Raw genomic sequence first — 9481 nt, 5'->3', positions numbered from 1 at the left:
GACAACGCCCTGCTCACCGGCGATATCGGCTCCGGCAAATCCACCCTGGTGGACGCCGTCACCACGCTGCTGGTGCCGGCCCAGCGCATCACTTACAACAAGGCCGCCGGTGCCGAGGCCCGGGAGCGCTCGTTGCGCTCGTACGTGCTGGGCTATTACAAGTCCGAGCGCGACGAGGCCGGCGCGGCGGCCAAGCCCGTAGCCCTGCGCGATCACAACAGCTACTCGGTGATCCTGGCCCGCTTTCGCAACGAAGGCTTCGACCACGACGTCACCCTGGCCCAGGTGTTCTGGGTCAAGGACCAGGGCCAGCCCCAGCGCTTCTACGTTGTGGCCGACGCGGCGCTGTCCGTCGCCGGCGATTTCGCCGACTTCGGCGCCGACATCAACGCCCTGAAGAAACGCCTGCGCGACGCGCCGCGGGTGGAGGTCCACGACACCTTTCCGCCCTACGGCGCGGCCTTCCGTCGGCGCTTCGGCATTAACGGCGAGCAGGCCCTGGAGCTGTTCAGTCAGACCGTGTCCATGAAGTCGGTGGGTAATCTCACCGAGTTCGTGCGCAGCCACATGCTGGAAGCCGCCCCGGTCGAGGAGAAGATCGAGGCGTTGATCGGCCACTTCGACGACCTCAATCGGGCCCACGATGCGGTGGTCAACGCCCGCCGCCAGATCGAGGCCCTGGAACCGCTGGTGGCCGATGCTGACCGCCACGCCGAGCTGAACAGCCAGGTGGAGCGTTGGCGGGCCTGCCGCGAGGCCCTGGAGCCCTGGTTTGCCGGGCTCAAGGCGGACCTGCTGGAGCAGCGCCTTGAGCGGCTGGGCGCCGATCTGGCCCGGACCGGCAGCCGCATTGAGCGACTGGACGAGCGCCGTCGGGGTCAGGGGGAGGAGCGCGACGAGCTGCGTCAGGCCATCGCCGAGCAGGGTGGCGACCGCCTGGAGCGCCTGGCCCGGGAGATCGAGGAGCGCCGCCGCGAGGAGCAGGCCCGGCGCGGGCGGGCGGAGCAGTATAACCGGCTGGCTCGATCCCTGGAGTTGCCCGAGGCGGCCGACGCAGACACCTTCCTGGACAACCAGCGGCGCCTGGCCGCCGAGCGCGCGCGCACCGAGGCGCGTGCCGGCGAGCTGCAGAACCAGCGCACCGAGGCCGAGGTGGCCTTCCGCGAGTTGCGCGAGCAGCACGAGGCCATCGACACCGAGCTCACCTCCCTACGTCAACGCCGCTCCAACCTGCCGGCGGCCAGCCTGGCCCTGCGCCAGCGTCTGTGCGAGGAGCTGGACCTTGAGCCTGAGGCCCTGCCCTTCGCCGGCGAGCTGATCCAGGTCCGCGACGACGAGCGCGACTGGGAGGGCGCCGCCGAGCGGCTGCTGCACAACTTCGGGTTGTCCCTGCTGGTGCCGGACACGTACTACCCGGTGGTGGCCGAGTGGGTGGAGCGCACCCACCTGCGTGGCCGGCTGGTTTACTATCGGGTGCGCCAGCCCCGCGAGACCCGGTCGGCGGACCTGCACCCGGACTCCCTGGTGCGCAAGCTGGCCATCCGCCCGGATTCGGCGTTCTATCCCTGGCTGGAGAAGGAGCTGGCCCGGCGCTTCGACTACGCCTGCTGCGCCGACCTGGCCCGCTTCCGCCGCGAGCCCAAGGCCGTCACTCGCGCCGGACAGATCAAGACCGGCGGCGAGCGCCACGAGAAGGACGACCGCCACCGCATCGACGACCGCTCCCGTTTCATCCTGGGCTGGTCCAACGAGGCCAAGATCGCCGCCCTGGAAAAGCAGGCCGCCGACCTGCAGCAGCGCATGGCCGAGTCCGGCGATGAGATCGCCACCCTGCAGAAGCACGCCGGCGAGCTCCAGCAGCGGGCCACGGCCCTGGGCCAGCTGGAGATGTTCGCCGACTTTCGCGAGCTGGACTGGCGCGCCGTCACCAGCGAGATCGCCCGGCTGGAGGAGGAGAAACGCCATATCGAACAGGCCTCGGACCAGCTCCGCGCCCTGCAGGGCCAGCTGGAAGCGCTGGAGCAGGCCCGTGCGGAGACCGACGCCGAGCGGGAGAAGGCCCGGGACGAGCGCGCCAAGCTGGAGGAGCGCCGGGAGTGGGCTACCGAGGCCCTGGGGGCTGCCTGGGCGGTGCACCAGGCCGCTACCGACGCGCAGCGCGAGCAGGCCTTCCCGGCCCTACGGGACCTGCGCCCGGAGGCCCTCGGCGAGCAGCAGCTCACCGTGGAGTCCTGCGACAATCGCCAGTCCGACATGCGCCGCTGGCTGCAGGAGCGGATTGACCGGGAGGAGAAACAGCTCAAGCGCCTGGCCGAACGGGTGGTCAACGCCATGAGCGATTTCTGCCACAGCTGGCCCCTGGAGACCCGGGAGATGGACGCGAACCTGGCCGCCGCCGGCGAGTATGCGGCCATGCTGGCGACCCTCAGGGACGATGACCTGCCGCGCTTCGAGCAGCGCTTCAAGGCGCTGCTCAACGAGAACACCATTCGAGAGGTGGCCAGCTTCCAGGCCCATCTCAACCGCCAGCGCCAGGGCATCCGCGAGCGCATCGACATCATCAACCGCTCCCTGCACGGCATCGACTTCAACCAGGGACGCTACATCGAGCTGCTGGCCGAGCCCGCCGTCGACGTGGAGATCCGGGACTTCCAGCGTGACCTGCGCAGCTGTACCGAGGGCACCATCGGCGCCGATGACGACGCTGCTTACTCCGAGGCCAAGTTCCTGCAGGTGCGCGGGATCATCGAGCGGCTGCGCGGCCGGGAGGGCACCGCCGAGGCGGACCGGCGCTGGCGGCGCAAGGTCACCGATGTGCGCAACTGGTTTACTTTCTCCGCCGAGGAGAAATGGCGCGAGGACGACAGTGCCTACGAGCACTACACCGACTCCGGCGGCAAGTCCGGCGGCCAGAAGGAGAAGCTGGCCTATACGGTGCTGGCCGCCAGCCTGGCCTACCAGTTCGGCCTGGAGGCCGGCGCCCGGCGCTCGCGGACATTCCGTTTCGTGGTCATCGACGAGGCCTTCGGCCGCGGCTCGGACGAGTCCGCCCGCTTCGGCCTGGAGCTGTTCCGGCGGCTTAACCTGCAGCTGCTCATCGTCACGCCGCTGCAGAAGATCCACATCATCGAGCCCTTCGTGGCCAGCGTGGGCTTCGTCCATTCGCCGGACGGCGCCCGCTCGATGGTGCGCAACCTCACCATCGAGGAATACCACGCCGAAAAGGCCGCCCGCACCGGCACGGGCCAGGCCGACGCCGCCCAGTCGCTGTGAGCCCAAAGACCGCCTGGACCGACCCCGAGGACCTGCGCCGTCAGCTGGAAAAACGCTGGCGGCGCGGCGAGCTGCTGGCCGCCCGGGTCCACCGCGAATCCCCCTTCCCCTTGCGCCTGCGTCTTCGCACCCCCACCGGCGGCGAGGTGGCCGAGCACTTCGAGGCCGTCCGCGACTGGGCCCGAAACCTACGTGAGCACAGCCGCGAGGTCCGCGGCCACGGCTACCGGCTGGACTGGCAGCCGGTGCGCAACCGCGTCCACGGCACCAACCGGCTGCCCACCGCCGCCTGGGTGGCCGACGCCGACGATGCCCTGGCCCTGCTGGGCCGCAAGCAGGACGCCCGGCGCTTCGACGCGCTGGTGGAAACCACCCGGGCGCGCCAGCCGGCGTTGCTGGAATGGCTGGCCCGCCGGCCGCTCACCGCCCTGGAGCACGCCGAGGAATGGCCCCGGTTGCTGGCGGTGGTGGACTACCTCCAGGCCCATCCCCGCCCGGGGCTGTACCTGCGCCAGCTGGACATCCCCGGCGTGGACACCAAGTTCATCGGCAACCGCCGCCGCCTGCTGGCCGAGCTGCTGGATCTGGCGTTGCCCGAATCCGCCGTGGACACTCGGCACACCGGGGCCCGCGGTTTCGAGGCGCGTTACGGCCTGCGCCAGCGCCCGCTGCGGCTGCGCTTCCGTGTGCTGGACCCGGCCCTGGCCATCCGCGGCCTCACCGACCTGGCCGTGCCGGTGGCGGAGCTCGCCGCCCTGGATCCGGACCAGGCCGAGCCGCCGGTGCGCACGGTGTTCATCACCGAGAACGAGATCAACGGCCTGGCCTTCCCCGACCACGCCGCCGGCCTGGTCATCTTCGGCCTGGGCTACGCGCTGGATCAGCTCGGCGCCATCCCCTGGCTGCACCGGGTGGCCGTCCATTACTGGGGCGATATCGATACCCACGGCTTCGCCATCCTCGAGCGCCTGCGCAGCCACCTGCCCCATACCCGCTCCCTGCTCATGGACCGGGAGACCCTTGATGCCCACCAGGCCCTGTGGGTCAGCGAGGCCGCCGAGCAGCGCTTCACCGGCGAGCTCCACAGGCTCACCGGGGCCGAGCAGGCCCTGTTCCGCGACCTCCGTGACAATGCCCTGGGAGCGAACCTGCGTCTGGAACAGGAACGAATCGGGTTCGGCTGGCTGGAGCGATACCTGTGCGAGCTTCCCTCAATGGCTGCGCCCCGGCGATGACCGTCGCCGCAGCGGTCAGTCTCGCTTGCGCCGGGCCCGCGGGTGGGTGCGGTCGTAGACCTCGGCGAGGTGCTGGAAGTCCAGGTGGGTGTAGACCTGGGTGGTCGCGAGGCTGGCGTGGCCGAGCAGCTCCTGGACGGCGCGGAGGTCGCCGCTGGACTCCAGCAGGTGGGTGGCGAAGGCGTGCCGGAGCATGTGCGGGTGCACCGGGCGGCCGAGGCCGCGCTCGTCGGCGAGGGCGCGCAGGCGCTGCTGGATGGAGCGGTGGGCGAGCCGCCGGCCGCGGCGACTGACGAACAGTGCCGGCTCGGTGGCCGGGGCCAGGCCCTCGCGTACGGTGAGCCACGCCTGCAGGGCCGCGCGGGCGGTGCGTCCGACCGGGACGATGCGGGTGCGCGCGCCCTTGCCGACGACGCGGAGGGTCTCCGGGTCGTGGGTGACGTCGGCGGCGTCCAGTGCCGCGACCTCGGCGAGGCGCAGGCCGCTGGAGTAGACCAGCTCGAACAGGGCACGGTCGCGCAGCGCCAGGGTGTCATCGTCGGCGGGGCCGTCGAGCAGCCGGGCGGCCTCGTCCACCGCCAGGGTCTCCGGCAGGCGGCGCCCGCTCTTCGGTGCGGTCACGTCGGCGGCGGGGTTGGCCGTCGCGATGCCCTCGCGCATGAGGTAGGCGAAGAAGGTGCGCAGGGCCGAAAGCGCCCGTGCCAGGGACCGTCCGCCGAGCCCGCGGCGGTGGCCGGCGGCGACGAAGGCGCGCACCTCGGCGCTGGTGACCCGCGACCAGTGCGTGGTGCCGGCGTCGCGGCAGTAGTGGGCAAAGGCCTCGAGGTCGCGGCGGTAGTGGTGACAGGTGGCAGCGGAGAGGCCGCGCTCGTCGCGGAGATGGGCGCCGAAGGCGGCGACGCCGGCGTCGAGGTCGTCGACGTCAGCCATCGTGGTCCGTGGCGTCGCGGCGGAGCTGGCGGGCCACGACCTCGCCGAGGCGCTGCAGGAAGACGGTGCCGAGCTCTCCGTGATAGCGCTCCGGGTCGCGGCTGCCGATGGCCACGATCCCCTGCACCGGGCCGTCGTCCAGCGGGATTACCGCCGCGGAGCGCAGCCCCTCGGCCCCCTCGCCGAAGGCCGCCTGCATCTGGTCGCCGCTCAGGCGGCCGACCACCGGCTGGTGGCCGAGGAAGAGCTCGCGCAACCGCCGTGCCAGGCTGTCCTCGCGGCCTGTGTGGCGGGCGTGGACGTGGCCGAGGGCGTTGCCGATCAGCGTGACCTCGACGCGGTCGGCGCGGAAGTCGCTCTGCAGCACGCCCTGCAGGGCGTTGACCGCCGCCTCGCCGCTGCCGGCGTCGAGCAGCTCCAGGGTCAGGCGGTGGAGCTGCCCGGAGAGGCGGTCGTTGTCCCGGGCGATGCGCAGGAGCTGGTCCAGGCGCCGGCGCAGGCGGCGTTCGTCGTCGCGGAGCACACGGACCTGGTACTCCAGCAGCGAGATCGCGGGGGCCACGTCATGGGGGATGTGCAGGGTGACGAGCAGGCCCTTGTGACGGGTGAAGAAGCCGGGGTGGTCGGCCAGGTAGCCCGCGATCCGGGCCTCCTCCGCCTCGTCCACGGCCGGCTCGTTTTCGGCGTACTCGTTCATGGTGCCGGGTCTTCCGTTGCCGGGGGCGCGGGCATGACGCCGTCGAAGACGTGACGCGCCGGTCCGGTCATGATCACCGGTGCGTCACCGCCCGCCCAGTCTATCACCAGTGTACCGCCGCGCAGTGCCACCTCGACGTGCGCGTCGAGCAGGCCGCGGAGCCGGCCCGCCACCACCGCGGCGCAGGCGCCGGTGCCGCAGGCCAGGGTCTCGCCGGCGCCGCGTTCGTAGACGCGCACGCGGGCGTGGCCACCGTCGACGACCTGGAGGAAACCGGCGTTGACCCGGTTGGGGAAGTCGGAATGGCGCTCGATGGTGGGGCCGAGCTCGGTGACCGGTGCGCGGTCGACGTCCTCGACGAGCAGCACGGCATGGGGGTTGCCCATGGATACCGCGCTGATCTCGAGCTCGGCGCCGTCGACGAGCAGCGGATACGCCACCGCGCGTTCCTCGGTGCGGAACGGGATGGCGTCGGGCTCGAGCTCCGGCGGGCCCATGTCCACGGAGACGTCGTCATCGCGCAGGGTGACCGTGATCAGCCGGCCCGCGGTTTCGATGCGCAGGGTCCCGGTGCCGGCGAGGCCGCGTTGCTGGAGAAACCGGGCGAGGCAGCGGATGCCGTTGCCGCAGTGCTCCACCTCGCCGCCGTCGGCGTTGAAGATGCGGTAGCGGAAGTCCGCGTCGTCGCGGGTCGGGGGTTCGGCGAGCAGCACCTGGTCGCAGCCCACGCCCAGGCGCCGGTGGGCGATCGCCCGGACCTGCGGGGCGGTGAGCTCGACGGGCTCGGCGGTGGCGTCGATGACGACGAAATCGTTGCCGAGGCCCTCCATCTTGGCGAAGTGCAGTGCCTGCATGAGGATGTCCGTCACAGCATGAAAAACAGTATCAGGGCGATCAGGCCGAGCCCCGCGACGAGCGCGCGCGGCGTGACCTGCCGGCCGTACGGCCGCCCGGCGAACCGGTTCAGGCTCTGCCAGAACTGCCAGAGGAAGAAGACGAGTACGGGTATCAGCGCTACCAGCGCCACCGGCAGGTTGTCGCCAGACACCGTCGTGGTGATCCTCTTGTCTCGCGCGGGGGCTTGATCATCCCCTCGGGCCGAGGATATGGCCCGGCGCGCGAGGTGACAAGCGCACACGCCGGGCGGTGGTTCAGTCCGGTCCGGGGAGATGCTCGCCGTGCCAGAGATCGGCGTAGCGCTCGCGCTCGCGCACGACTGTGACCCGGCCACCGTCGACCAGCAGCTCCGGCGGCCGGGGCCGGGCGTTGTAGTTGGAGGCCATGACGAAGCCGTAGGCCCCCGCGGAGTGCACCGCGAGGACGTCGCCGGCGGCGAGCGCCAGCTCGCGCTCGCCGCCGAGAGTATCCGCGCTCTCGCACACCGGGCCGACGATGTCGTAGGCGGCGGCCGGGCGGTCGCTGCGCGGTTGCACCGCCTCGATGGCCTGCCAGGCTTGGTAGAGCGCCGGGCGCAGCAGGTCGTTCATGCCGGCGTCCACCACCGCGAAGTCGCGCCCGCCGTTGTGCTTGAGATATTCCACCCGGGTGAGCATGACGCCGGCGTTGCCGACGATGGCCCGCCCCGGCTCGATGAGCAGGCGCTGGGTGCGGTCTGCCAGGCGCTCGAGCAGTGCGGCGGCGTAGTCGTCCGGCGCCGGCGGCGCCTCGTCGCGGTAGCGGATGCCGACGCCGCCGCCGAGGTCCAGGTGCTCCAGCTCGATGCCGTCGGCGGCGAGGCTGTCCACCAGCACCAGCAGGCGGTCGAGGGCGTCCGCGACGGGGGTCACGGAGGTGAGCTGTGAGCCGATGTGGCAGTCGGCGCCGGTGATCCGGATGCCGGGCATGGTCGCGGCCTCGCGGTAGAGCGCGGCGGCCTCGTCGATGCCCACGCCGAACTTGTTCTCCTTGAGCCCGGTGGAGATGTACGGGTGTGTCTGCGGGTCGACGTCCGGGTTCACGCGGATGGAGACTGGTGCCTGCCGGTCCGCTGCCCGGGCGACGCGGTCCAGGCGTTGGAGCTCGGCCGCGGACTCCACGTTGAACGCCAGGATGCCCGCCTCAAGGGCGCGGCGCATCTCCGCCTCGCTCTTGCCCACGCCGGAGAACACCACCTTCGCCGGATCGCCGCCGGCGGCGAGCACGCGCTCCAGCTCGCCGCCGGAGACGATGTCGAAGCCGGAGCCGAGACGGGCGAGGAGGTTGAGCACGGCGAGGTTGCCGTTCGCCTTGACCGCGTAGCAGACCAGGTGGTCATGGCCGGCGAAGGCCGCGTCGAAGGCGCGCCATGCCGACTCGATGGCGGCGCGGGAGTAGACGTACGCGGGGGTGCCGTGCTCGTCGGCGATGGCCTGCAGGGGGACGTCCTCGGCCCACCACTGGCCGTCGCGAAGCTCGAAGCCCATGGATGCTCCTCAGTCGTTTGCGGTGTTGGCTGGCTGGCCGTCCGCGGGGGTGTCCGCCGGCGGCGGCAGGTAGAGATCCCCCTTGCGCCCGCATCCGGCCAGGGCCGTGAGGGCGGCGAGGGCGACGGCAATGGCGGCGGCTCGAAGCGTCATGGGACCTCCTGGGAAAACACGGCATTATAGCGATGATGCCCGGCGCTGTTGACGGGCGCCACCCGTCGCCGCACGTGAGAACGCGGTGTTCCTAGTAGAATGCCCGCGGCAAACGTATGCGGAGGATCGAGATGAGCGAGGAACTGCTGGAGACGGTCGAGACCGGTGCCCGCGAGGACGCGGATGCCGCCGTGATCTGGCTGCACGGGCTGGGGGCCGATGGCCATGACTTCGAGCCCGTCGTCCCGGAGCTGGGGCTGCCCCGTGACGCACGGGTGCGGTTCGTCTTCCCCCACGCACCGGTGCGCCCGGTCACGCTGAATGCCGGCATGTCCATGCGTGCCTGGTACGACCTCTACGGCCTCGACGAGTCCATGCACGAGGACGCCGATGGCCTGGAGCGCAGCCGCGCGGCGGTCACCGCGCTGATCGAGCGGGAGTCCGGGCGCGGTGTCCCCGCGGAGCGGCTGGTGCTCGCGGGCTTCTCCCAGGGCGGCGCCGTGGCCCTGCACACCGCGCTCAACCATCCGCAGCGGCTTGCCGGCATCATGGGCCTGTCCACCTACCTGCCCCTGCGCGAGCGCCTCGCGGAGGCGCCGGCGGCCAACGCGGACACCCCGGTGTTCATGGCCCACGGCCGTCAGGACCCGGTCCTGCCCTTCGAGTTCGGGCGGCGCTCCGCCGAGCGCCTGGAACAGGCGGGCTACACCGTGGAGTGGCACGACTATCCCATGCAGCACGCCGTGTGCATGGAGGAAATCCACGCCATCGGCGCCTGGCTGCGGCGGGTG

9 protein-coding genes are annotated in these 9481 nt (G+C 71.6%); 3 read left to right on the top strand and 6 right to left on the bottom strand.

Translation table 11 applies throughout. From position 1 onward, the window contains the following. Positions 1–3273, top strand: a 3273-nt coding sequence (locus G7A99_RS13845) for an ATP-binding protein (RefSeq protein ID WP_163141092.1), incomplete at its 5' end; no start/stop codon positions are given. Then, on the top strand, positions 3270–4508 hold the full coding sequence (locus G7A99_RS13840) for a DUF3322 domain-containing protein (protein WP_163141089.1): 1239 nt from the start codon (positions 3270–3272) through the stop codon (positions 4506–4508). The genes G7A99_RS13845 and G7A99_RS13840, both read left to right, overlap by 4 nt. A 15-nt stretch (positions 4509–4523) precedes the next feature. Here the strand turns inward: G7A99_RS13840 and xerC are convergent, their stop codons facing one another. The 6 genes from xerC to G7A99_RS13810 all read right to left on the bottom strand — a co-directional run bounded on the left by xerC (position 4524) and on the right by G7A99_RS13810 (position 8690). Continuing rightward, positions 4524–5438 carry a tyrosine recombinase XerC gene (gene xerC / locus G7A99_RS13835; protein ID WP_018718010.1) on the bottom strand — a complete coding sequence of 305 codons (915 nt, stop codon included), beginning with the start codon at positions 5436–5438 and terminating at the stop codon, positions 4524–4526. Then, the gene (locus G7A99_RS13830) at positions 5431–6135 is read right to left on the bottom strand and encodes a DUF484 family protein (RefSeq protein ID WP_018718011.1); all 705 of its coding nucleotides are present in this window, start codon (positions 6133–6135) and stop codon (positions 5431–5433) included. Before G7A99_RS13830 ends, xerC begins: the two co-directional genes overlap by 8 nt. After that, the gene (gene dapF / locus G7A99_RS13825; protein ID WP_163141086.1) at positions 6132–6989 is read right to left on the bottom strand and encodes a diaminopimelate epimerase; all 858 of its coding nucleotides are present in this window, start codon (positions 6987–6989) and stop codon (positions 6132–6134) included. Before dapF ends, G7A99_RS13830 begins: the two co-directional genes overlap by 4 nt. Before the next feature lie 11 nt (positions 6990–7000). Continuing rightward, complete coding sequence (locus G7A99_RS13820; RefSeq protein WP_018718013.1) at positions 7001–7183, bottom strand: hypothetical protein; 183 nt, start codon at positions 7181–7183, stop codon at positions 7001–7003. Between the two features lie 103 nt (positions 7184–7286). Further along, a complete protein-coding gene (gene lysA, locus G7A99_RS13815) occupies positions 7287–8537 on the bottom strand; it encodes a diaminopimelate decarboxylase (RefSeq protein ID WP_018718014.1) in 1251 nt (416 codons plus the stop codon). A 9-nt stretch (positions 8538–8546) separates the two neighbouring features. Further along, a complete protein-coding gene (locus G7A99_RS13810) occupies positions 8547–8690 on the bottom strand; it encodes a lipoprotein (RefSeq protein ID WP_018718015.1) in 144 nt (47 codons plus the stop codon). Positions 8691–8821: 131 nt separating this feature from the next. Between G7A99_RS13810 and G7A99_RS13805 the strand changes: the two genes are divergently transcribed. Beyond that, on the top strand, positions 8822–9481 hold a 660-nt coding region (locus G7A99_RS13805; RefSeq protein WP_163141083.1), incomplete at its 3' end, for an alpha/beta hydrolase.

Source organism: Arhodomonas sp. KWT (genome assembly GCF_010993615.1).
This window is presented reverse-complemented; position numbering and strand designations above follow the sequence as displayed.

Coding starts and splice junctions, on each gene's coding strand:
- G7A99_RS13810 (WP_018718015.1), bottom strand. CDS start 8,690: ATGACGCTTCGAGCCGCCGCCATTGCCGTCGCCCTCGCCGCCCTCACG.
- dapF (WP_163141086.1), bottom strand. CDS start 6,989: ATGCAGGCACTGCACTTCGCCAAGATGGAGGGCCTCGGCAACGATTTC.
- xerC (WP_018718010.1), bottom strand. CDS start 5,438: ATGGCTGACGTCGACGACCTCGACGCCGGCGTCGCCGCCTTCGGCGCC.
- lysA (WP_018718014.1), bottom strand. CDS start 8,537: ATGGGCTTCGAGCTTCGCGACGGCCAGTGGTGGGCCGAGGACGTCCCC.
- G7A99_RS13830 (WP_018718011.1), bottom strand. CDS start 6,135: ATGAACGAGTACGCCGAAAACGAGCCGGCCGTGGACGAGGCGGAGGAG.